20 protein-coding genes and 1 tRNA gene are annotated in these 24,521 nt (G+C 43.3%); 3 read left to right on the top strand and 18 right to left on the bottom strand.

Going from position 1 to position 24,521, the window contains the following annotated elements; all coding sequences use genetic code 11:
- Positions 1 to 106: 106 nt before the first annotated feature.
- The 12 genes from GJV22_RS15925 to GJV22_RS15870 form a co-directional block, all read right to left on the bottom strand.
- Positions 107 to 310 carry a hypothetical protein gene (locus GJV22_RS15925; protein ID WP_163716034.1) on the bottom strand — a complete coding sequence of 68 codons (204 nt, stop codon included), beginning with the start codon at positions 308 to 310 and terminating at the stop codon, positions 107 to 109.
- Positions 277 to 618: a hypothetical protein gene (locus GJV22_RS15920; protein ID WP_163716032.1), complete on the bottom strand. Its 342-nt coding sequence runs from the start codon at positions 616 to 618 to the stop codon at positions 277 to 279. Before GJV22_RS15920 ends, GJV22_RS15925 begins: the two co-directional genes overlap by 34 nt.
- A gap of 163 nt (positions 619 to 781) precedes the next feature.
- A complete protein-coding gene (locus tag GJV22_RS15915; RefSeq protein WP_163716028.1) occupies positions 782 to 1,948 on the bottom strand; it encodes a TlpA disulfide reductase family protein in 1,167 nt (388 codons plus the stop codon).
- 22 nt (positions 1,949 to 1,970) lie between these two features.
- A complete protein-coding gene (locus GJV22_RS15910) occupies positions 1,971 to 3,533 on the bottom strand; it encodes a PKD-like family lipoprotein (protein WP_163716025.1) in 1,563 nt (520 codons plus the stop codon).
- A 30-nt stretch (positions 3,534 to 3,563) separates the two neighbouring features.
- Positions 3,564 to 4,268: a DUF4843 domain-containing protein gene (locus GJV22_RS15905; protein WP_163716022.1), complete on the bottom strand. Its 705-nt coding sequence runs from the start codon at positions 4,266 to 4,268 to the stop codon at positions 3,564 to 3,566.
- Positions 4,269 to 4,288: 20 nt separating this feature from the next.
- Positions 4,289 to 5,737 (bottom strand): RagB/SusD family nutrient uptake outer membrane protein, encoded by a 1,449-nt coding sequence (locus GJV22_RS15900; RefSeq protein ID WP_163716019.1) that lies wholly within the window; start codon positions 5,735 to 5,737, stop codon positions 4,289 to 4,291.
- A gap of 12 nt (positions 5,738 to 5,749) precedes the next feature.
- The gene (locus tag GJV22_RS15895) at positions 5,750 to 9,109 is read right to left on the bottom strand and encodes a SusC/RagA family TonB-linked outer membrane protein (RefSeq protein WP_163716016.1); all 3,360 of its coding nucleotides are present in this window, start codon (positions 9,107 to 9,109) and stop codon (positions 5,750 to 5,752) included.
- A gap of 99 nt (positions 9,110 to 9,208) precedes the next feature.
- The gene (locus GJV22_RS15890; protein ID WP_163716014.1) at positions 9,209 to 10,402 is read right to left on the bottom strand and encodes a FecR family protein; all 1,194 of its coding nucleotides are present in this window, start codon (positions 10,400 to 10,402) and stop codon (positions 9,209 to 9,211) included.
- A gap of 216 nt (positions 10,403 to 10,618) precedes the next feature.
- The gene (locus GJV22_RS15885) at positions 10,619 to 11,188 is read right to left on the bottom strand and encodes an RNA polymerase sigma-70 factor (protein ID WP_163716011.1); all 570 of its coding nucleotides are present in this window, start codon (positions 11,186 to 11,188) and stop codon (positions 10,619 to 10,621) included.
- A gap of 224 nt (positions 11,189 to 11,412) precedes the next feature.
- Positions 11,413 to 11,487, bottom strand: a tRNA-Val gene (locus tag GJV22_RS15880).
- 129 nt (positions 11,488 to 11,616) lie between these two features.
- Positions 11,617 to 12,915: an NCS2 family permease gene (locus GJV22_RS15875; RefSeq protein ID WP_163716008.1), complete on the bottom strand. Its 1,299-nt coding sequence runs from the start codon at positions 12,913 to 12,915 to the stop codon at positions 11,617 to 11,619.
- 18 nt (positions 12,916 to 12,933) lie between these two features.
- Positions 12,934 to 13,617 carry a DUF5020 family protein gene (locus tag GJV22_RS15870; RefSeq protein WP_163716005.1) on the bottom strand — a complete coding sequence of 228 codons (684 nt, stop codon included), beginning with the start codon at positions 13,615 to 13,617 and terminating at the stop codon, positions 12,934 to 12,936.
- A 455-nt stretch (positions 13,618 to 14,072) separates the two neighbouring features.
- On the opposite strand from GJV22_RS15870, the gene GJV22_RS15865 reads away from it, so the two are divergent.
- From GJV22_RS15865 to GJV22_RS15855, 3 genes are all read left to right on the top strand, one after another.
- Positions 14,073 to 15,710 carry an AMP-binding protein gene (locus GJV22_RS15865; RefSeq protein ID WP_163716003.1) on the top strand — a complete coding sequence of 546 codons (1,638 nt, stop codon included), beginning with the start codon at positions 14,073 to 14,075 and terminating at the stop codon, positions 15,708 to 15,710.
- A 49-nt stretch (positions 15,711 to 15,759) separates the two neighbouring features.
- Entirely contained in the window at positions 15,760 to 16,290 is a 531-nt protein-coding gene (gene rimM / locus GJV22_RS15860; RefSeq protein WP_163716000.1) for a ribosome maturation factor RimM, read from the top strand.
- Positions 16,291 to 16,374: 84 nt separating this feature from the next.
- The gene (locus GJV22_RS15855) at positions 16,375 to 17,091 is read left to right on the top strand and encodes a head GIN domain-containing protein (RefSeq protein ID WP_163715996.1); all 717 of its coding nucleotides are present in this window, start codon (positions 16,375 to 16,377) and stop codon (positions 17,089 to 17,091) included.
- A 77-nt stretch (positions 17,092 to 17,168) separates the two neighbouring features.
- Here the strand turns inward: GJV22_RS15855 and GJV22_RS15850 are convergent, their stop codons facing one another.
- From GJV22_RS15850 to GJV22_RS15825, 6 genes are all read right to left on the bottom strand, one after another.
- Positions 17,169 to 17,732: an L-threonylcarbamoyladenylate synthase gene (locus tag GJV22_RS15850; protein ID WP_163715993.1), complete on the bottom strand. Its 564-nt coding sequence runs from the start codon at positions 17,730 to 17,732 to the stop codon at positions 17,169 to 17,171.
- A gap of 1 nt (position 17,733) precedes the next feature.
- Positions 17,734 to 18,852: a glycosyltransferase family 4 protein gene (locus GJV22_RS15845; RefSeq protein ID WP_163715990.1), complete on the bottom strand. Its 1,119-nt coding sequence runs from the start codon at positions 18,850 to 18,852 to the stop codon at positions 17,734 to 17,736.
- Between the two features lie 98 nt (positions 18,853 to 18,950).
- A complete protein-coding gene (locus tag GJV22_RS15840) occupies positions 18,951 to 20,213 on the bottom strand; it encodes a diaminopimelate decarboxylase family protein (protein WP_163715988.1) in 1,263 nt (420 codons plus the stop codon).
- A 764-nt stretch (positions 20,214 to 20,977) separates the two neighbouring features.
- Positions 20,978 to 21,844 (bottom strand): diaminopimelate epimerase, encoded by an 867-nt coding sequence (gene dapF / locus GJV22_RS15835; protein ID WP_163715984.1) that lies wholly within the window; start codon positions 21,842 to 21,844, stop codon positions 20,978 to 20,980.
- A gap of 76 nt (positions 21,845 to 21,920) precedes the next feature.
- The gene (locus GJV22_RS15830) at positions 21,921 to 23,450 is read right to left on the bottom strand and encodes an ATP-binding cassette domain-containing protein (RefSeq protein ID WP_163715981.1); all 1,530 of its coding nucleotides are present in this window, start codon (positions 23,448 to 23,450) and stop codon (positions 21,921 to 21,923) included.
- A gap of 123 nt (positions 23,451 to 23,573) precedes the next feature.
- Positions 23,574 to 24,272, bottom strand: a complete 699-nt coding sequence (locus GJV22_RS15825) for an energy transducer TonB (protein ID WP_163715978.1) — start codon at positions 24,270 to 24,272, stop codon at positions 23,574 to 23,576.
- Positions 24,273 to 24,521: the final 249 nt, after the last annotated feature.

Raw genomic sequence — 24,521 nt, 5'->3', positions numbered from 1 at the left:
GGGGAAATCGATAAGATTCACCCCTTTTTAGTTTATCTAGATAGTAGAAACAACTGATCAACCATCCGAAATGAATTCATCCATCGACCTATCAACTGAGAATAGATTATTGGATTAATGCCTTTAATGAAGAAATTGGGATGGCACTTTTCACAACCATCTGCACCGGCTTATCGTGCAAACGAGCCACAAAGGCTTGTGGTTTGCAATGTTCGCCCCGGTTCAGGTAGAAATTTAGTTGGTGATAGTTGGTGACGCAAACACCGTGAGGCGAAATCAGGTAGCCGGGAAAACATGCAAATTGTCGCACAAACAAACATCTGTTAAAACAACTGTTGCTTCAGCCACCTTGCAGTACAACTCGGGCGTTGTTTGCTGCTTTTCGCCCTTTTTCGGAAGCAAATTCAGCTTCACCGGACCCACGTTTTGAGCAGCTTGCATTCGCGCATCTTCCTGACTGATGCTTTTTCCTACCTTGATTATTGAGTCGGCATGTGCAATCAAAGGTTGCCCATAATCGTCCCACTGGTTAGGGTAATGCTGCGCCCTTAGCGGGCTAACCAAACCCGACAAGGCAACGAATGTGATCAGGCATACAACTATTTTCAATAGTTTCACAAAACTAATAATTTAAATGTACAAGCTGATTTACAATCACTTACCCCACCAATACAAAACTTGGAATTCAAGAACAAAAGGCAATAAAAAACCCAACCGACAGATCCTAACATATACATGAAAAATCCTGCCAGTCGGGTCTATAGCTGTTTAATAAAACGACCTAGTTTCCGAGGATTTCTTCCAACTTTTTGCCCAGTTCTTCTCCACGAACATTGTCCGCCAAAAGTCGTCCCTGGTTATCAATCAGGTAAGTTGTCGGAACAGATTTAACTTTGTAGAGAGTCGAAACATCCAAATCGTTGAAATTAGGCCATTCCAGACCTTCTTCTTCCACTGCATTCAACCAAGCGTCTTTGTTTTTGTCGATTGAAAAGCTTAGCACCTCAAAGCCTTTGGAAGCGTACTTTTCGTAACTGGCTTTCACATTCGGCAATTCCTTGCGGCAAGGTACGCACCACGAAGCCCAGAAGTCAATCAAAATCAATTTTTTATCCTTAATTAAGTCATTTAAAGTGATCTTATTACCGTTTTCGTCGGTTGTCGTGAATCCGGGAACAGCTTCGCCGGTACGATTAGCCGGATATAAATCTTCGGCCACCATTTTACCGTAATAGCTGCTCTTTGCTTCTTCCGACATAGCGTCGAAAGTCGGGCGAACTTCGGGTGTAAAGTACGAATACAGGTTCAGCATCATCAGCGGTCCCCAAAACGTTTGTTTGTTTGCCACGAAAACTTCGTTGTAGCGTTTCCCAACTTCTGCGAAAAAAGCATTCTCTGCCTCCACGTAGTCCTGATAAGCCGGCAGGTTTTTGATGGAATCCATCCGCGCCTGGTTTTTTTCAATCCGCGCTTTCCCGTACATGGCCTGTACATCAGCATAACGTTCATTTTTCTCCTCGAATAACTTGTTCAGATCTTCTCTTACGGCCATTTGGCTTTTAAAGTAGTCGTGGCTTTCTGAACCCGAAACGTTCACATCATTGAACCGTTGCACCTCGGAGGAACCGTCTCTTCCGGGAGCTGTCACCACTTCACCTTTCAGCGTCATGGACGAGTTCTCGATCATCAGCTGGAAATAATCCTCTTTGTCGCCGAGCACAAGGTAGTATTCACGAGGCTCAGACACCGTTCCTTCGAACTGGAATTTTCCGCCTTCGATTGTCGTTTCAGCTTCAGGCTTTACGTCATACTTGGCAAAAGGCACCAAGGCTATTTTTGTACCATCTTCCACGCCTTCCAGTTCCCCGTTAATTGTGTACCCACTGGGAGTACATGCGAAATTGCCCAATAAGAGCAATCCGCAAAGTACATAAACTAATTTCTTCATTAATTTCATTTCTATCTGTTAATTAAATACCGACTCTCATACTCGTAATTTTACCAAAGCCACCTGTCACATTCGGATTGGGCTGATCAATTCCGAGTATTTGGCCCCACATCCAGGATGGTAATCCACTGTTCGGATCCAGCTCAAACTCTACAATTTTTCCATCTTGCTGAGTCTCATTCCACGTTGCAATCCAATAAACACGGCCTCCTGTCGGGAAACCACCCGAAGGAATACTGTAAATGCAGGTCACTTTTTCTCCTGCAGGAAGGTCGTATATTTTATGTGATACGCTCTCGCCCGAGGTGATGGAGAACGCATAAACGGCGTTGTCGGTAGCATAGTGAAATGCAGTTCCTGAGTATCCGGCGTAGAAGATTTTAGCATTGGCAATATCTTCACATCCGGAAAGATCAATCTTAGACCGTGCTCCGTTGCCCGAGAAGTTCGTATCATCGTCAGACAGGAAATTGTAGAGATAGGCATATATCGTTCCTCCATCATTTACAATCGCACAAGTCTTTGTGTAGTCATAGCTCATAATAGCCATTGGAATAGTGGGCAGATTATTTGGACTAACATAGGCATCGGGGCTTGATGTGCCGAAGCGACTTATACTTGTTGCATTTGCATAATAGGGCAGAAATGATTTCGATTTCTCATCGAAAATCACGGTCAAATATTTCCCGGCATCTGAATAGGACCCTTTCAGCGACAGGTAGGACGATGCCTGATAGTCACCGGCAATGGCTGCAGAGAATTTCCGGTCGTTGCTCAAATTGTTGTTCAATGCATGCAATTTGCCGTCGTTAACAAACAACTCCTGCTTCTGATAACTTTGATACTGGTATGTTTGAGGATCCAGATTCGGGCTGGCATAGAACATCTCATCAAAGTTCTCCATGGTCAGGTAGTCATTCTTATCCAAACGCAATCCTGTCTGATCGGTAAAAGCATAGTAGTAACCTTTTCCGGAACAATAAGATAAAAGATCCGGTTTTCCGGGAATCATGGAACCATGCTTCTGGCTGTAAAAATGTGTTTGAGTCTGCCCACCAAAGATCAGAGCTAAACGCGTATAATACACATCGATGTCGGCACTTCCATTGTATTCCGACAGACACATCAACGCAAAAAATGAACTGGAAGACTGCACCGAAAGATAATTGTTGATATTCAGCATCATCGTTTGACTCAATCCCAAAACCGTGTCTTTTACTTCCAAATAGTAACGATACCATCCCGGATCAACATCGACAATCCAGTTTAGATCAAGGGTTGTAGCTAAGGTATCCGGAGCGGGATATTGCGTCGTGTTTCCAACAATTTCTGATGAATAAGGATAATCGACCAACAACCAGTTATAAGTTAAATTCTCGGGATAAGGATAGTCTACAGCAGGGCTTACAATAATCGTATCTCCGGCGTATACGGTATAATAACCGCTGACATTGGTGACACCTGTCGTATCAATTTTCACTTCAGGGACCTCACTATAGTCATAATTTCCATCGTCTTTGTAGCAGGAAGTAAGCATGGCCGCTACCAAAAGCGCCAGTACAGCATATATGGCTAATTTTTTCATGTTGTGTTTCATTTTTAAGATTGATGCCAATTAAAAGGTAACCTGTTGTCCGTTTTCATCAGTTAACGGGTCTCCCGGATGCTCCAGGTTATAAACCCGAAGCGCTTCGGCGAGAACAATCTGATAGTTTTTCATCTGTGCCCATGTTAATACATCAGTATCGAAGGTTGCCAGGTTGAGTTGATCAATAATAAACTGGTATTTCACCAAGCTGTATTCACCGAAAAACTCTTCTAAATCGTTCCAGTTGCTTGGTTTGCTTAAAACATCTGAATAGATCACCAACAGATGATTTTCTTCATTCACCCCAAGTTTAAAATCATCATTCTCCTTCACCATAACATACAACCGAGCTGCTCCGTCCTTTAAAGATGCATCCCGGCTGATTGTGATTGGCAAATTCGCAGAATAGGCTCCTGCAGGGATTGTCACCGCAGTTGGGAAGTTGTACATTGTACTTTCGGCGGTGGTTAAACCCGCATCAATATCAAACGCTGCTACACGATCCATTTCGCTGGCCTCACCCATCACATAAACAGTAACATCAAATGTTGTGTCGGTGATGCTCGAGCTGTAATTGGCAAATGAGAACTCGAGTGAGTCGGTGCCCAATGTCCATACTTCCGGTCCTACCATTCGGATCCGAGCCTGATCATTGTAATAAAAAGGATCATTTTCACAGGCAAACAAGGCTAACATTGCAGCCACGGCCATATATAGTTTTATTCTTTTCATTGTCATTAAATTTAAATGAATTAGCGGCCTCCAAACTCAATCTCATTATCGGGCATAGGCCAAACATAAACTGCATCGTTTGCACCAACCGGAGCACCTTCGACGGTTGACAGATTCAATCGTTTATAATAGAAGAACAGTTGTCCTTCACCCAGAAACTCTTTCCGGTATTCCTTAAAAATCTCTTGCTGAATCTCTTCCGAAGTCAGCGTCTCCGGCAACACATTGTCATCAGTGATATTGCGGTAACTTCTAACAATATTCAACAACTCAATCGAACGTGTTGGATTGATCGTTTTCTCAGCCTCTGCTGCGATGTAGTAAATCTCGGATTTACGGATTACCGGCATAATGTCGTCATACGAGCCATATTGGTGGTATTTCCATGGGTATTGATGCTCCCCATCGTACTCAATACCATAAAGCGAACGGAAATCGTTACCCAACCCATTACGTGTTTTTTCGAAAATGAGATCCAACTTTTCTTCCGTCAAGTAGAAAGAATTACTTCCTGCCTCTTCTGTAAAAAACGGATCAACAAGATCCTCCATGTTCGGAATATCTAATCGAAAAGTAAGCTCCCGCTCAAAAATCCGGTTAATTTGGGTACTCGGTCTTCCTTGCAATTCAGTAAAATGAGTCCAGACAACAGGCGTATTGTTCTCATCTTCATAGTCGACAATAATCTCTTCAGCCACTTCTGCTGCTTTGTCCAAGTCACCTTTCCAAAGGTATGCCCGGGCTAATATCTGCTTGGCAGCATAGTAATTGAAATAGTACCGGCGGGCACTGCTAAAACTGAATCGATCAGAGCCAGTGTACAGTGAATCGCTCTTTAAATAGCTCAGCGCATCGGTAAGGTCCTCAATAACCAAATCAATAGTCTCGTCAACAGTTTTTTGTGAAGTTATGGCAGGTTCGTAAGCTGTAACATAAGGAATAGCCATTGCTTGGCTGTTGCTTGCCGGGCTTGGTGAAAAAGCCTTCAACAGCTCAAAGTGTAAGAACCCACGCAAGCCCAAAGCTTCACCACGATAAAGATTGTAATGATTTTCTTTGAAAATCGTTGAGTCAACCGTGTTGTAATAGTCTAACATCACATTAAGGTTAGCGATACAGTTATAGGAGCCAACCCAAACTCCATCGATACGCGACTTAACACCACTGTTGTCATAGTTGTACTCTGCGGCATATCGATAAGTATTAGAAGCGTCCATGTCGTAATTCTGCGATAAAACCTCGGCCAGTCCAAAGGTCATTTCCTGCCCGTAAAGTTTCGAGCTCGCCATTTGCGAATACACGCCGGTTAACTGATCGAAAAAGCCGGTTTCCGAGCTAAAAAGATCATCGGTTGGGATTTGCGATTTTGGACTTACATCGAAATAATCTTCACAGGAGCTAAGCACCAAACCCAAAAAACAAAGGGCAATTGCTCCGCGTAGCATATGTTGATTAATATATTTTCTCATAGGAAGTCTTGATTAAAAAGTTGCTTGAATTGTAAATGTTGCGTTGCGGGCAAAGGGATAAGAAGTACCACGCTCTGTTTTTACCGAAGAAATAACAAAGAGGTCATTCAGGTTGACGTTCATTCTTAATTGTTGCAAGAACGAGTTTTTCACCAACCGGGTGTCTCTGAAATCGTAGTAGAAGTTCACCGACGAAAGCGTTAACGTGTTGTAATCTTCAACAAAGCGAGTCGTCGGACGGGTATATGATTTGTCGGCAATTGATTTAAAGCGGGCCACATCGCCTTCCGCCTGCCAACGATCAGTAAATACACGACGATCAACATTGTAAGTCACATCGGCATTCTCAACTTTATTCACCAGCGTTGAGTTGTAGATCTGTCCGCCCAAGCGGTAGTAGAACGAAATGTTACACCCGATGTTACTAAACTCGGAGCTGATTCCGATGTTACCAGTCACGCTGGGCATCGCGTCGCCGGCTGCAATTTGGTCGTCTGCATCCCAAATATAAGTTGTCGTCCCATCCTTTTTCACGAAAATCTCTTGACCGCTTTGAGGATCAATACCCAAAGATTGAACGGCCCAAATGGTGTTGATGGATTGCCCTTCGACAAAACGAACTGAAGGAGTTGTAATATTGGAAAAATTATCGTCGATTTCTTCGCCTTCTTTTGCCGTATCCTGGCTATCGTTGAATGCTTTCAGGCTGTTTGAGATTTCTTTCAGCTTATTCTTGTTATGGGCTACCGATGCGTAAAAGTTCAGGTAATCCCGTCCGGATTTCCCTTGGTAAGCTCGCACATTCAGGTTTGCTTCAACCCCCTTGTTCTGTGTTTTTCCCAGGTTAGCCCGGTAATAGCCAAAACCGGTTGATGGCGGCAAAGTTACGTCGGTCAACATATCTTCGGTGTTCGCAACATAGTAGTCAAAACGCCCGCTGATTCTGTTCTTTAACAAAGCAAAATCGAGCCCCAAACTTTTATCATATTTTGATTGCCATCTCAGGTCCGGATTTGCCAAACTAACCAGGTATGAACCAATATTCCCATTGTACACACTGTTTTCGTAGTAGCGAACAGTTGAAAGTGCTTCGTAGGTGTTGAATCCCTGAGAACCGGTGTAGCCCATCGAAAACCGAAGTTTCAAGAGACTGATTACCGGGTTTCCAACCAGGAATGCTTCTTTGTGCATGTTCCAACCAGCACCAACCGACCAGAAACTTCCCCAGCGCTTGTTTTCTCCATATTCTGAAGATCCCGTTAACCGGTAGTTAGCATCGAACAAATATCGTTCGTCGTAAGAATAGTTCGTCGATAACAATCCACCGGCAGAATGACTAATCCCCTCTGCTCCGGTTGGTTTTCCACCATCCGCATATTGAGCACCGAATATGATGTGATCCATTTGGTCGTTTGGAAATCCTTCGGCTGCCACAACAACCCGATCGTAACTGTTACCGGCAAAATTCGCCTGACCGTTCATAAATACCAAGTGCTTACCTTTCACGAACGAGTAACTCACGCCCAAATCTCCATTCATGTAATTTGATTTGCCATTCGTTTGCCTATAGCTTCCTTTTCGTAAAACATCAGTGTAACCAATAAAATCAGTGTGCGAGGCCGGTTTAAACACATCTGATTTTGTATCCTTTGCACTAATACCTAATCGACCAATTACTTTCAATCCCTGACTAACCGTCCATTCACCATAGAAATTATTGGTGATGTCGGTGTAGGTTAAACGGTCTGTTGTATTAATGGTCGTATTCCATATCGGGTTTGGCTCATCTGTTCCGTTGTAATTGTATGATTGTACGACTTCTCCATCTTCATCATGAATCCGGCTATAAGGATTCATCAAGGCATACTGAGAGTACTCACCATAGGGCGAATTATTACTTTCGTTGTTCGTTACAGCCAATCGATTCCTGATCAAAAGGTTCTTTTTTCGGTAAGTGAGCGTAATACCACCGCTAAAAGTCTCGCGATCCGATCCTTTCAGTGCTCCCTGAACATTATTATAAAACAGGTCAACGCCATACAGTAAAACGTCATCTCCCCCATCGATATATACAGAATGCTTTTGCCCAACACCCGTGCGAACCGGCTGAGCCATCCAATCGGTATCAACGCCACGTAGAACATCCAACATTTTGTTGTTATAAACCTGATCTAAACCCAACTGATCTTCATAACTGTCCGATTCGTAAAGTCCGGCCATCCGCTCGATTTCCAATTTTTCGCCCGCATTGGCCAAATCGTAACTGGATAAGTCGGGCATTTCAAGTGAAACTCCTCCATTGTAGGTCACTCTTAGTTTACCTCCCTCAGGACGGCGGCTTTCGACAACTACAACACCGTTTGCACCTTTCGACCCGTAGATTGCCTTCGCAGTAGCGTCTTTCAGCAGGGTAATACTCTCAATCATGTTGATATCGAGATCTTTGATTTTTTCAATACTGGTCTCAAAACCATCCAGAATAAACAACGGCTGGTTGGGATCATTTTCGTATTGACTTTGAAAGTTTTGAGAAATAGAACTTGTACCACGCATCTGGTAGTTGGGAACAGCATTGGGGTCTGAACCGGCAGCAAGATTGTCGACCTTCACAAATGAAGGATCAATGTTGGCTAAACCACTCAACACGTTTTGAGTACTCATTTTCAACAGTTCATCGCGTTTTACCGTTGTAACAGCACCCGTATAAGTATTGGCTTTACGGGTAAAAGCACCCGTTACAACGACTTCCGACACATCCTGCGCATCTTCTTTCATTGTTACTGTCAAGCTGGTACGGCCTTCTACCGCAACTTCCGCAGACTCCATACCAATGAACGTAAACAAAAGTACTGCATCAGCCGGTAAATTTGCTTTCAGACTAAATTCCCCATCCTGATTAGTATACACGCCGATGTTCGTTCCTTTCAAACGAACCGTGACTCCAGGCATCGGAAGATTTTGACTGTCGAGCACTTTACCTGTAATTGTTTTTTTCTCTTCCTGGCTTTGTGGCAATTCAGCCTTTTTAAGAACAATCACATTTTGCTCAACAACGTAAGTCAAACCAGTTCCCTGCAAACAGATCTCCAAGGTTTCAGCGATTGATTTACTATTGATGTCAACATTAAGGTTCTGAATCTGCGTGATGTCTTCAGCGTTATAGGCGAACACAAAATCTGTTCGTTTTTCAATTTCCCAAAGCACTTCCTTCAGCGACGCATTTCTCAACGACAAATTAATCGTGTCGTTTTGCTCTGAGGCATATGCATTCCCCGGGATTGAAAAAAGCAGAAATATGGCCGCCAAACCAGTTAGGCAGGCATACTTCAATTTTAATCTTCGAAAACGAAGATTTTGGAGTTGTTTTTTCATAGAGATAAAAGTTTATTGTTGTACTACATTAGAGATAAACAGATTTATTTATCCTCATCGACAACGGCATCATTCAAATACCGTTGATTCAGAGTCCTCCTAAACAGCTTTTTGTTCTTTTACTACTTTACTTAAGTGAATTGTTCGGCCCTCGATGGAAACACCAACAGTACCGGTCGCTTCAAAGATTCTCATCAGCGGCTCAATAGTTGAATAACGGCTCAGGTTACAGCCGAAATCGATACCCGCCACTTCCGGATCATCGAAAACAACTTCAACATCGTACCACCGCTCAATGGTCTTCATAATCTCGCCAAGAGGCTTTTCATCAAATCGCAGCAGCCCGTTTCTCCACGCCACGGAGAAAGAGATATCGACATTTTCGGCACTCATCTGCCCGCTGTTCTTTTCCAATTCAGCCTGCTGTCCGGGCTCTAGAATAATATCTTGATGATGGAGTAAATTTGTAGCTTTCACCGATCCATTAATCAAAGTCGTCTGAATCGAGTTGTCTTCAGAGTAAGCAGAAATATTGAACTCTGTACCTAATACCTCCACTTGCATATCATTGGTTTTTACCCGAAACGGCGCTTCTTTATTATGAGCGACTTTGAAATACGCTTCACCGTCCAGCTCAACATTCCTTTCACCTGAGCTAAATTTAACCGGGTATCTTAATTTCGAATCCGCGTTTAAAAAAACCTCTGTCCCATCACTCAAAGTAATGGAATACTCCCCTCCTCTGGGAACAATCAGTTCATTGTAGGCCAGTTCCACCTCACTGCTCGGATTCGCATCATCATAAGCCAAACGTTCTTTCCCAAGGTTAATTCTGGTTCCATTTTTCTCCTCAACAACCTCATCATCTGAATTTGCCAAATCAATGGTTTCTCCTGTACTCAAAACCAATTTCGCCTGTCTGGAGCCCGGGAGGATGTTTTCAGCGGCTATTTCCAGATTTTCCTGCGTTGACGAAGGTTTAAAAACCCAAACAGCGGTCGCGAATAACAAAACGACAACCGCCGCATACTTCGTCAAGCTTTGTAACCTCCTAATCGCACGCTTCTTATTGCGCCGTTCAACCATGGTCTGCCATCCAGCCTCCGTTTTTACAGACCGAAGCATTTTCAGTTTTTCTTTTTTATAGTTTTCAGAAGTCACCTTCTCAAACCAAAACTGATTTTCGCCGGATTGGCTCAACCACTTATCCAACTCTTCACGGTCCTCTGCAGATAATTCGTTGGAGAGATATTTCCCAACAAGTATACTAATGTCAAAATGATCTTTATTCATTCGAATTGACGACTAAATGATTTCAAAAAACTACCCCTATAACACATCCAGTTCGAAACATGGTATGCCTGATTTGGGATTTTTGTAATATTTCTTTAAAAATTGCACTTGTTTTTATCCGGGAAGAGGATGAATGGATAGAAAAGAGTCAGAAAACAAGTCGTTTTCTACGCATTTTATTAAAGTGAAATGGAGACCACCTCAGGTTTCTTAGTTTCAGGAATGCAGCAATAATATTAACAACTCGGCCAAATAATAATGATCCTTCAGGCTCTCCTTCAGCTTTTTATACGCTTTCTTCTTGTAAGCATGAATAGCATGTTCGGAAAGTGCCATCTTTTCGGCGATCTCGGCATTTTTCAATCCTTCGAGCGAGCAATAAATTACCGTGCGCATCTGTTGTGGAAGACTTTCAACAGCATTGTAAAAAATCCGATAGGCTTCTTCCTCCATCAGCGATTCAATAAAGAAATCATTGGATTCTATTTCCAGATTTTCGGCGCCTGAAAGCTTCTTGTTATTGTCGCGAATGTAGTTTAGACAGGAATTACGGACCACCAGGTAAAGGTATGACTTGACCTTGTAAAGATTTTCGAAATCGCTCCGTTTGTCCCAATATTTGAGGAAAGCATCCTGAACCAAATCTTCGGAAGCATCGGCATCAATGACGTACTTTTTTGCGAAAAGGCACAACGACGCAAAGAACTGATCAAACAGCACACGAAACGCCTTTTCGTCGCCTGCCTGCAGTCGTTCAATCGTTAAACCGTCTTCTAAATTCCCCATTTCCAATACAAATCTGGGGATAATATTAGTTAAAATTTGGGAATAAACTCGCTGCAAATCATCGACTCAGCCCAACTGACTACCTCATTTCCACGAAAGAAAATCCCTGTAAAAGAGATAAACAGCTTGATTTAAATGTGTGCAACAGATCTTAAATTCGGGCAAAACAATTGATGATTGTTCCAAATAAAAAATGGCAAAATCTAACAATTCCGCCATTCCTGTGGGTTGTACTGGATTCGAACCAGTGACCCCTACCCTGTCAAGGTAATGCTCTAAACCAACTGAGCTAACAACCCTCGTATGGCGACAAAAATACAAATTTTTCAATTCGAAATCCTCCTACTTCCATTTTCGTCGATATGCTATAAAAAAAGGAGCGACTTTCCGGCCGCTCCTCTCTGCATCTATTTTGTCTTTTGATCCTTTTATATGAAGAATGAGATAACAAATAAAACAGCCAATACATACATGATTGGACTAATATCTTTGGTTTTGCCGGTCAACACTTTCAACAGAACATACGACAACATACCAAACACGATACCTTCAGCAATAGAGAAAGCCAACGGCATCATAATGATCGTCAGGAAAACCGGGATAGATTCCGTGTAATCATCCAGGCTGATGTTTTTAATCGGAGTCATCATCATTGCACCAACTAAAATCAAAGCCGGAGCAGTAGCGGCACCAGGAATCATCAGAAAGATTGGAGAGAAAAACAAAGCCAGTGCAAATAAGAGTGCAGTTGTCAAAGCTGTTAATCCAGTTTTTCCACCTTCAGCAACACCGGCGGCACTTTCTACATAAGTAGTAACCGTAGATGTTCCCAAGATCGCTCCGAAAGTAGTACCGAGCGCATCGGCAAACAACGCTTGTTTTACACGTGGCACACGACCTTCTTCATCCAACATATTGGCTTTGGAGCAAACTCCGATCAAAGTTCCAACTGTGTCGAACATGTCGACAAACAAGAAGGTAAATACCACTAAAAGCATATCCATCGACAGAATCGAAGTCCATTCAAATTGCATAAAAATGGGACTTAATGAAGGAGGCGTCATTTCGAAAGATTGCGGCAAATGGGTTACTCCGAACGGAATGCCCAAAACGGTGCCGATCAGAATCCCGATTAGCAATGCACCTTTTACGCGCAAAGCCAACAAGACACCGGTAGCCACCAGTGCAATCAATGCAATTACAGCACCTGCATTTCCGGTGATATCGGTAATATCGCCCAAAGCAACCATAGTCGCTTGATTTGAAATAATAATACCAGCGTTTTTCAAGCCGATAAAAGCGATAAACAAGCCAATCCCGACAGATATAGCATGTTTTATATTCGTCGGAATCGCATTCACGATCATTTCACGAATATTGAAAGCCGTCAGTAAGATGAAGATAATACCTTCCAGAAAAACAGCAGTTAAGGCAAACTGCCAGTCGTGTCCCATTCCCAAACAAACCGAGAAAGCAAAGAAGGCATTCAGTCCCATACCCGGTGCCAAAGCAAAAGGCAGGCGAGCCAATAAAGCCATAACTAAAGTACCAACTACAGCCGCTAAAGCAGTTGCCGTAAAAACAGCACCTTTGTCCATTCCGGCTGCAGAGAGAATATCAGGGTTTACAGCCAAAATATAGGCCATGGTCATAAACGTGGTAATCCCGGCAAGGACTTCCGTTTTAACCGTTGTATTGTTTTCTTTTAGCTTGAAAAAATTTTGCATAATCTAAAAGTATTTGGTTTAAAAGGTATATTTCACGGCCAAAGTTGGATTCACCTGCCAACCATCTTCAGCAAAATTACTACTGATTTCAATTTCAGATCCGGCAGCGAAGTTGTTGCAGAAGTTATACCAAAGCTGCGGTTCAGTTAAGAAACGGAAATTCTTTGTGCCCCAGAACATTTCTTCTTTCCAGAAATCGGCAAAACCATCAAAAACAAGTTTACCATCCAGCATTTTGATCGTCCAAACAGCCGTTAACTGGAACGACGCATCCTCCTTATCTTTAATGCGTTTATAGTTCGCCTGAAGGGTCAGAATTTTAGAAAAGTCGCTTGATGCCCAGGTATGTTCAACACCGGCCATCCAGCAGTTTTCAATCGGAATAAACGTGCTACCGCCAACAGACATCGTACCGCCGTTGTACTCAACACGCGGCATAATCGCCTGCGTTTCCTTCCATTTAAAAGCACGGGCAATTTCCCAATACGCCAACGACACACCATTGTCGACATTGCGCGCATCCGAACTGTAATCCATGTCAATAAAAAAGAAAGTTGAACCATACTTATCCGGACGGAACATTTCAACCGTAGTGGTAACCAACTTGCGTTCTTTTCCAAAGTCGTAATGAAATTGGATGTTTTGAGCAGAAACAACACCCGAAAGGGCAACAGCAAACAGGATTAATAAAAGCTTTTTCATAGTAATTTCAATTCTTTGATTAAAGGTTAACAGGCGGCAAAAATATAAAAAAAGGTGGACGAAGATCATTCTAATTGAATTTGAATATCTGTCGCCCAGAGCCTTAGTGGCAATTTACAATAAAAAACGAAGGTAAAGCACTATCACTACAAATCAATCTGAAAGTAAATTCGTCGATTTAAAAGACATTCATTGCAATTCTGTTAAAGATTGTAACTAATAGCAACCATTCGCGAGATTAAAAGAATTTATTATCTCTTGTCAACATTCGCCTCCCGCTTGCGCAGAACGCCGCACTGCAACATGTCGCTGGCAAACATTGTTATAACTTCAAGAAAATCTTACATTTGAAGGCTGTTCTTTCGGCGATTATGCGAAAATGTAACGGGTACTATCCCGCTTATTCTGCAGAAAACAATTGCCGGCAAGAGCTTAAGATTGAGGAGAATTGTATTATGAATGAAAAGGGATTAATCGCTTACTACAAGCAATCATTTCAGGAAAACAAAGATTTTCAGGTTTTTTCCGACTACGAAGGAATTAGCTACACGTATGGTGACGCTGCTAAATTAATCTACCAGATACACGGATTTTTTGAACAATGCCAGCTGAAGAAAGGAGACAAAGTTGCCCTGTTTGGACGGAACTCTTCGCATTGGGGAATCACTTTTTTGGCTACAATTAGCTACGGCGCTGTAGCCGTGCCCGTTTTGCCAGACTTCAACCCGGCTGACGTTCATCACATCGTTAAACACAGCGAATCGAAACTTTTATTTGCCGCCGATCAATTGTTTGAAAAACTGGATCTGGCAGAAATGAACGGTCTCCAAGCCGTCATCAGCCTCCAACGCATGGACCCCGTTTGGGCCAAAACAACGGAAATTCTGAATTTCTGGCGTCTCCCGAACACCTCACGCCCCCCGTTTTCGACCGACATTTTCATGCCTGTTGAGCTGGAGGATGAAGATATCTGCGTTATTTCATACACTTCGGGAACTTCGGGTTTTACAAAAGGAGTTATTCTACCGGCGCGAAGTCTAAAATCGAATATTCGTTTTGCCCGCGAACACATGCCACTAAAACAAGGTGATCAGATTGTTTCGTTTTTACCCATGGCGCATGTTTTTGGTTTGTTATTCGAATTCCTGTTTCCGGTTACCCTTGGTTGCCACATCACTTTTCTGACCAAGCCACCAACACCGCAAATCATTGTAAAAGCCTTCAAAGAAGTTAAGCCACACCTCATTCTGTCGGTTCCACTGGTGATCGAAAAGATCTACAACAAGCAAATTCAACCGGCATTGGAAAAACCTTTGATGAGCTTTTTATTGAAAGTTCCCGGCATAAATACCCTGCTACATAGAAAGGTCAAGCAAAAGCTGGTTGAAACCTTTGGCGGACGATTCTACGAAATTGTCATCGGTGGTGCAGCCCTCAACCGCGAAGTCGAAGATTTCTTCCGCAAAATTAAGTTCCCCTTTACAATAGGCTACGGAATGACCGAATGCGGACCATTAATTTCGTACCAATCCTGGGACAAAACCCGCCCTCATTCCGCCGGTAAATTGGTCGATCAACTGCAACTGAAAATTGATTCTGCCGATCCTTACAATGAAGTAGGCGAAATTATGGTGAAAGGCGATCACGTCATGGCCGGCTACTACAAAAATCCGGAAGCAACAGCGCAAACGATCGACGAGGATGGTTGGCTCCGAACGGGCGATTTGGGAATTACAGACCCGAACAACTTCATCTACATTCGTGGACGTAGTAAAAACATGTTGCTTGGACCATCCGGCCAAAACATTTATCCGGAAGAAATTGAGGCTAAACTAAGCAGCCAACATTTTATACAGGAATGTGTCGTTGTCGACCGCGATGGTAAATTGGTCGCTTTGGTTTTTCCTGATTACGAATGTCTGCAAATACATCACCATTCAAAACCGGAAGATATCAGCCGAATTATAGATGACTACCGGCTAAAAGTAAATAAAGAACTGGCGAAATACAGCCAGATTTCTAAAATCGAGCTGGTTGAAACCGAGTTCGAGAAAACGCCCAAACGAAATATTAAACGCTATTTATACACCTGATCAAGTAAAGCGCTCTAAAAAAACCGACGCTTTTTATAATTTTGTATTCATGGAAACAATACCCAAAGTCGATTGTCAGAAAATTGGTTACCTGCAAAAACCACACGGAATAAAAGGCGAAGTCGTCCTTCAGTTTGAACCGGAGTACGAAGAAAGCCTTGACGAAATGCCCACTCTCTTTCTTGAGATTGATGGCCTGTTAGTTCCCTTTTTCATCCAGGACGAAGGGCTTCGTTTTCGCTCGGGAGAATCAGCCCTGGTTTTATTCGATTGGATTGACAGTGAAGAACAAGCCCGCAAGATCTGTGGTTGTTCAGTCTACATCTTAAAAGACGATCTCATTCTTGATAACAACGAACTAGGCTTGCACATGCTGGTGGGCTATACACTCTACGATAGCGAAAAAGGTAAAATTGGCCCGGTTGTTCAGGTTGACGATTATGCCGGAAACCTGATTCTCACGGTAACCTATAATAAGCAGGAGGTGTTGGTTCCGTTTAGCGAAGATTTCCTCACCCGTTTTGATGAGGACAAAAAAGAAATGGAACTGCAGTGCCCCGAAGGGATCTTTGATCTCTGATTTTTATAGAGACATGCAACTTTTCAATTTTTAGAGGGTCTTTAGCCATGTACCCTTTCAACCATAACAGAAAACAATAAGAAAATGAAACAGATGAAAACAAAAATGACTGGTTTCCTGATGATGGTATTCATGCTCATTGGGATTAACCAAGTGAAAGCAGAAAACGTAACACGTGAAGTTGCAGCCTTTTCAGAGATTTCGTTACGAATTGATGCCAAGCTTTATTTGGCACAAGGTGACAAACAATCGGTAGAAATCGTGGCAAAAGAATCGACACTTGATGAGCTGATTACCGAGGTGAAAGATCGCGAATTGGTCATCCGACTGAAAAGCAGCAGCAAAATCTGGAAAACTTTTGAAACCGGTAAAGTTGAGATTTACATTACTGTTCCGGAGGTTAACGCAATCACCGTTTCCGGGTCCGGCGATATTTTCAATGACGGACCAATTAAATCTCGGATTCTAAACCTCAATGTTAGCGGCAGCGGAAAAATCAAACTCGATGATTTGGTCGCGGAGCGGGTAACAGCGATGCTTTCCGGTAGTGGAAATGTTTATGTGGATGGCGATGGCAATGCGACTGATCTCAGCATCACCATTTCCGGTTCAGGTGGATTCAAAGGAGCTGATTTTGAAGCAGAAGATGTCTCTGTTCGCATTTCCGGCTCTGGTGGAGCAGAGGTGCATTGTAATCACAGCCTGAAAGCCCGCATTGCAGGTTCGGGTGGTGTTCGTTACAACGGCAATCCAATGATTGATCAATCCATCGCGGGATCGGGGAAAGTAACCGAATTCTAATTATCGGACAAAAACGATTCAAAAAAAGGCGGAAATCAGGACTATCCTGCTTTCCGCCTTTTTTTATTACGCTCGTTCTACTCCCTGATTATCTGAATCTCACCGCCAACCCCCAGTTTAATAATACTTGACGGTTTAGCCGGGCTGACGTCATCTTGCCGGTATTTCACAACATAGTCGACCGCACTTTTAATTTCGTCACTCACTTCATCAAAAATTGCCGGCGACGCTTCTCCGCTAATGTTCGCAGAAGTTGAAACAATCGGTTTCCGAAAACGCTGGATGAGTTGTTGCGAAAAACGTTCTTCTGTAAGGCGAATGCCAACCGAGCCATCGTCAGCCAGTAAATTTGGCGCCAGATTCTTTGCATTCGGATAGATAATCGTCATTGGCTTGTCTGTCACCTCAATCAGGCTGTAGGCAATTTCGGGAACCTCCTGCATGTAACGCTCCAGAAAATTGATATTCTCCATCAACACTAACATACTTTTCGAGTCCGCTCGTTTTTTGATTTCGTAAATACGTTTCACGGCAGCCTCATTGGTCGCATCGCAGCCTATTCCCCAAATAGTATCGGTAGGGTATAAAATAACACCCCCTTTTTGCAACACTTCCAGTGCCTTTTTAATATCCTCGTGCATCTTATAATTTTTGATAAATTTCCATTAATCCGCGGGCATATTGCTCCGATCGAAATCGCTCGGCATTTTCGTATCCCAGGCTAATTCTCTCCTCCCGCATTTTCGTATCCGACAGCAATAATTTAATCCCGTCGGCAATCTCATCAACCTTTTCCGGATTGACGTAAAGAGCCGCTTTTCCGCCAGCTTCCGGCATCGAACTTACATTTGACGTAAGAACTGGACAACCGCTAGCCTGCGCCTCAACAACCGGCAAACCAAATCCTTCAAAAAGCGAAACAAAAATAGATAAATAAGCCATTTGGTAGATGTGGCTCAACTCCTGGTTTGAAACTTCAGTGAGAAACATGATTCGACCTTCCAATTGCTTGAGGTAAGGTTTTAGCGACTTAAAAAAGGGCGTCTGCTTTCCGACTAAAACAATCGGGAAATCGATCTCATTTTCAGCGATTGCACGGAGTACCTGATCTTGGTTTTTACGCTTTTCAATCGTTCCGGGAATCAATATAAACTGGTGAGGGAGCCGGTATTTCACTCGTGTGAACTCGAGATCCTCCGGCCTTGATCTTTCAAAAAACATCGGATTAACGCATTGATAAAGCAACTCAATCCGGCTTTCATCAACCTTCAAATATTCAACTAAATCAAGCTTCGTTTGCTGACTAATCGCAATGATTTTGTCGGCCACTTTAACCGCATGTTTATACTTCCGGTAATAAAAACGCCGATCTGCAGCCCGATAGAATCGCGGGTATCGCATCACGATTAAATCGTGAAAAGTAACGACCGAGCGGATGCCCGCTTTCTCCAAACCAACCGGCAGCTCGTGACTCAATCCATGAAAAATATCCAAGCCTGATTTTTGAGCCAACTCTGTAACCTTGTAAGTTCGCCAAACCGGCTTGACACTTTTCCACCACTGCCCTTCCGGTGCAACTGTGACCAATGGTTTTGGCGGTTCATATATTTCCGGATTTACTGAAGGTGTAAACAGGTAATAATCATTATGAGGATAATAGGTATTCAACGCGTGAATTGTATTCCGGCTGTAGCTTCCCAGCCCTGTAGAATTCAGAAAAGCACGCTTCGCATCAAAACCAATTTTTAAAGGCTCAGTCATAGATCAAAGGTACAAAAACGGCGTAAATTCAATAGCTTGGACAATAAAAAACCGGGAAACAGAAGCTTTCCCGGTTTGATTTATATTTCTTAAAAAGACTATTCAAAATCTTTCACACCTTCAAAATCGAGGGTAGCAAAATAGTCTTCCAGCGTTTCTGCCCGACGAATTTGAACAACCTCGCCATTTTCGCGTAGCAACAACTCGGCAGACCGTAATTTACCGTTGTAATTGAAGCCCATTGAATGACCGTGAGCCCCCGTGTCATGAAGAACCATCAAATCACCGGGTTCAACCTCCGGCAACAAACGGTTGATCGCAAATTTATCGTTGTTCTCACACAACGAACCCGTTACGTCATAGATGCTTTTACAAGCTTCTTTTTCTTTCCCTAAAACAGTAATATGGTGGTATGCTCCGTACAAAGCGGGACGCATCAGGTTAGCCATACAAGAGTCCAATCCTGCATATTTCTTATATGTTTCTTTGATGTGCAGCACTTCAGAAACCATGTACCCGTAAGGACCGGTAATGGCACGACCCGATTCAAAGAAAATTTTCAACGGATCCAGGCCATTCGCTACAATGTATTTCTCGTAACGTTCTTTGATGCCTTCACTAACCACTTTCAGGTCAACAGGCTTATGTTCGTTTTTATACGGAATACCGATACCACCGCCAAGGTTGGCGAATTCGAAGCGGATTCCCAATTCTTTTGCCAAATCAGCAATCAAGTCGAAAATGATGTCTGCCGTTTCAACAAAATAGTGAGCATCCAACTCATTCGAAGCGACCATCGTGTGAATACCAAAACGTTTCACACCTTTATCTTTCAAGCGTTTGTAACCTTCAAACAATTGCTCGCGGGTAAAACCATATTTTGAATCTTCAGGATTACCAATAATCAGGTTTCCTTCTTTCAATGCACCGGGATTGTAGCGGAAACAAACCAGCTCAGGCAAACCAACATGGGTTTCCAGATAGTCGATGTGCTTAATATCATCGAGGTTGATGATGGCACCAAGCTCCATCGCTTTTTGAAACTCGTAGGCAGGTGTGTCGTTCGATGTAAACATGATTTCCTCACCACGCATTCCCAAACGTTCAGCCAAAACCAACTCCGCCATCGAGCTACAGTCAATCCCAAAACTCTCTTTGCGTAACAGTTTCATCAAATAAGGGTTTGGAGCCGCTTTAATTGCATAGTACTCTTTGAAACCTTCGTTCCACGAAAAAGCTTCGTTAAACTGGCGGGCATAATCCATCATTGCTTTCTCATCGTAAATGTGAAAAGGCGTTGGATATGTTTCGATTACTTTCTCAATTTGCTCTTTTGTAAAGGGTAATTTTTTCCCAATCATATCTATTTCTGTTTATTTAATCATTTAGCCGTCAAGTCCGTCAACGAACGGGAGCACAAAGATATTAATAAAATGTTCGATTAGCTTTTAAACGAATCGAGTACTTGACATTTGCCGTTTGAATTGACAAATATTTAGCATTTTTGTTCAATGCCGTGCGAATAGTTTTAAACAAATAGATTGTCGATCTCCACGGAAAGAATTGAATATTACCTGCGGTTTCGCTTTCTGATTCCCTCCAGCAGCAACAAACAAACATCGCGAAACAGGCTGAAGCTGAAAAAAGAGGCTGTACCAAAAAACGATTTCAGGTTTCAGGAGCTTCCAAATTTCAGGTTAACGCATTCAAACACGGGAGCCGTCATTAAACAATAAAGGCTCCACCGACGGCTCCGGCACGGTTTTATTAAATGATAAAAGCTCCACCAGCCTTCCGCGGGCACATCATCAAATGATAAAAGCTCCACCAACGCTTCCGGCAGCGTTTCATCAAATGATAAAAGCTCCACCGGCGCTCCGGGAAGCCGTTATCAAACGATAAAAGCTTCCCCGGACGTTCCGGCACGGTTTTATCAAACGATCACGGATAAACCGGGCGTTTCAGACGGCGGCAGATCGAATAAGCCGTTAATAACGTAGGCTTCGTGCTGCAAAGCCTGTTTGAGTGGAATGTGTAGTCCGAACCGGGCTGGGAAGAGGAAATTAAAAAGCAGTCCCCAATTTGTATTGAGACTGCTTCTTCCATATGTCGACTGAATCGTTATCTAATTCATCAGTTCGTCCAAAAGCTCTGCACTGAGAATACCCGAGCAAATTTCGCGTACTTCGCCGGTCATGTGAATTTGCCAGTCTTCATCGATTTGCAGCTTCAGTTCGCCACCCGGCATTTTCAGGGTTAGTTTGCGGTTCGTCAACCCTTTTTTCACCATAATGGCTGCCACTGCGCTCGACGAACTTCCCGAAGCCAGCGTCCATCCGGCGCCGCGTTCCCAAATCAGGATTTCAACCAAGTCGGGCGAAATCACTTTGGCAAACTGCACATTAATTCGGTTCGGAAACTTGGGGTTGTTCTCAATCTGCGAGCCATATTGCATGATCTCATCAACCGATAGTTCATCTTTAATGACCACACAGTGCGGATTTCCAACCGACACGCAATTAATCTGATAGCTGATGCCATCCAGATCAAGTGTATCGTCGAGACACTCGGGCAAGTCACTTTTCACCGGTACTTTTGCCGACTCGAAAATAGCAGCTCCCATATCAACCTTAATCATGCGGGCTTTTTCCTTTTCCTGCTGAATAACTTCAGCCTGAACAACGCCTCCCAAGGTATCGATCGAGAACGACGCTTGGGTGGTGTAGCCATAATCGAACAAAAACTTGGCAAAAATGCGTAAGCCGTTCCCGCTTTTCTCTGCTTCCGAGCCATCGGGATTCAGAATCCGCAGACCAAAATCAGCTTTATCGCTGTCAACCAACACCAGGATGCCATCGGAACCAATGCCATAATGTACATCGCAAATGAGTTGAATATTTTTAACGGTGAATTCGAAGTCGGTTTTGTGGCTATCCATCACAATATAGTCGTTACCCAGACCATGTGATTTGACAAAGAAATTAGTATTCATAGGAATTGGATCTATTCGTTTTCAACAAAAATAACCGAAATTACGGCTTGTCCGCACCGCTTAAAGATGAATTTAATCAGTTAAAGCCTCCACAGAATTTCACCTGTCCGTTTTCCAGTTCCAACAGTTGTGAAACGCAAGCCGGTATTTCGTTCCGATGGTGGGTTACATAAACCATCGTTGTGTTTAAGTGAAGGCATATTTGATCGAGTAAATGCACAAAACGCTGAGTTTGCGCTTCGTCCAGTCCCTGGCAAGGTTCGTCTAATATTAATAAGGAAGGAGATTTCACCAATGCACGAGCCAGTAACAGGGAACGCTGCTCACCCAACGATGCCTGCAAAAACAAACGATCTTTCAAATGACTCAATCCCAACGCGGGAAACCACCGTTCTGCCAAATCGCGCTGAAGGTCAGTCGGCTCGCTGGCGAAACCAATTTCATTCCGAAACCCGGAGACGACCACATCCAGGCAACTCAACGCATCGTAATGGGGATGTGCTTTGGCTTGAATACCCGGAATTGTATTGAAAATTCCTTCTCCCCGAAGAAAATAAAGATGCAGTTCGGGCGATACAAATCCGATGCGATTTTTGATATCCCAAATACTTTCGCCCGATCCACGCTTCCGATCAAACAACACCAGGTCATTCGAATAACCTTGCGGATTATCGGCTGTCACCAAACTGAGCAGCGTGGTCTTTCCGGCGCCATTGTGCCCCAACAAAGCCCACTGTTCGCCGGGCTTCACCTGCCAATCAATCTTCTGCAGAATTTGTTTACCACCAATCGTAACCTGTACATCTCGCATGCGGACGACATGCTCCAATTGCTCCGTGGTTGTATGCAAATCGGAGAGAAACTCCGGTGACAAAGGTTCCAATTCTGCTTGCCAGGTACTTATTTGTGATTGGAACTGATCTGCAGTACACCATTGCACTTGTTTCCCTTCATGCAATTCCAGTATGTGCCTCAGCCCATTCGGCATTAAGTTGGCCTGACAAATTATGACAAACGAGATCCCCTCCTGCATTTGAATTTTAATCAGCGCATCCAGCTTCTGACGCGATTCCACATCTAAACCAACAAAAGGCTGATCGAGGACTAAAATATCAGGCTTTTGCAACAATGCTGCAGCCAGCTGCGTTCGCTTTCGCTCGCCGTTGCTCAGTTGCAATAATTTCCGATCGTTGAGATGACTGATATGCATGGTCTCCATGACCTCTTGAACTTCACCGGATGATTCAGTCAATCCTGCCTTGGCGGCGACTTTTTCTAAATAGCCTTCAATTGTTGGAGAGTTTTCCATCCCCTGATTTTCGTAGCGCTGACCGTAATAGGTGCTTCGCCTGCCCGAAAGCGACAGAAAATGATCCTGTTGATCGACCATTACCCTGCTCAGGGTTTGTTCAACGTCAAACTTCCCTGATGTTGGTATCAGTTGCCCGGAAATAATTCGCCCCAGGCTTGTTTTCCCGCTCCCCGAACTGCCGGTAATGGCAATGGACTCGCCTTTTTTCAGCTCAAAAGAAATTCCTTCTAAAATTGTTGTCATCCCACTTCGCAACAACAATGCTTCTGCTTTAATCCTGCTTTCTTTTTCCATACGCACACAAAGATAAAACGGAAGCTTTGAATTGATCCCAAAACAAGCAAATCGCTTGTAAAACTTTAGATATAAAAAAGGCTGCCTTTCCTGACAGCCTCTTTCAATTAACCAGAATTCAACCTATTGCAATACGAAACTAATTGGAACACTAAAAGCCACCCTAACGGGCTCACCCTGTTGCATCCCCGGTTTCCAGCGAGGCAGGCTATTCACAACCCGTAGTGCCTCTTTGTCAAGTGCCGGATCAACACTTCGGATAACCCTCGCGTTGGTTACCTGTCCGTCTTTTCCGACAACAAAATTCACATACACTTTACCCTGAATACCGTTTTCCTGAGCAATCACCGGATATTTAATTGCATCGGCAATAAACTTGCGCAAAGCCAATTGTCCTCCCGGGAACTCGGGCATATTTTCGACAATGTAAAAAATCGGATCTTCCTTTTCTTCTTCCTCAACGGCATGTTCCACTGTTGTAACAATCGGGCTCACTTCTACAACAGTTGCTTCATCCGCCTCCGTATCCTCAATTTCCAACTCTTTATCAATCTCAACGTCATTTGAAACAATATTCAAGACTTCAACCACTTTGGGTGGTGGTGGCGGTTCCGGCGGGCGGACTTGTTCTTGTCTGGTAATGGGAATTATTTCTGTTTCGATTTCCTGTACTGCCACTCCTCCTAAATCCCTAACTTCCTTTACAGGGGATTTCCATTCGAACGCGATAAAGCAAATTCCCAAAGCCAGTATAAGTCCAATCTCCACGAAAAAATTGTGGTACCGTTCCAGATCGACACGTGGATACTTTTTGACTTCCATGACATTTGGTTTTTACTGATAAATTTGAGTATTCATCCATATTTGTTTAACAAGACCCGTTCACAAATTGAACGTCAAAGTACTTTGACGAATATTTCCCGAAGGAAACAATGAACACTGTTCATGCGCGATGTAGGACTACATAATACTATACGCAAAGTTTGTTCCACCTGTTTCCGAATTACTTAAAGAGAAGTATGTTAACAACAGCTGTTATTCAACAGAATTTTGATGAATTTAATACAAATA

Source organism: Mangrovibacterium lignilyticum (assembly GCF_010882175.1).
GTDB lineage: Bacteria > Bacteroidota > Bacteroidia > Bacteroidales > Prolixibacteraceae > Mangrovibacterium > Mangrovibacterium lignilyticum.
Note: the sequence above shows the minus strand (reverse complement) of the source record. Positions and strands in the feature narration are given on the sequence as shown.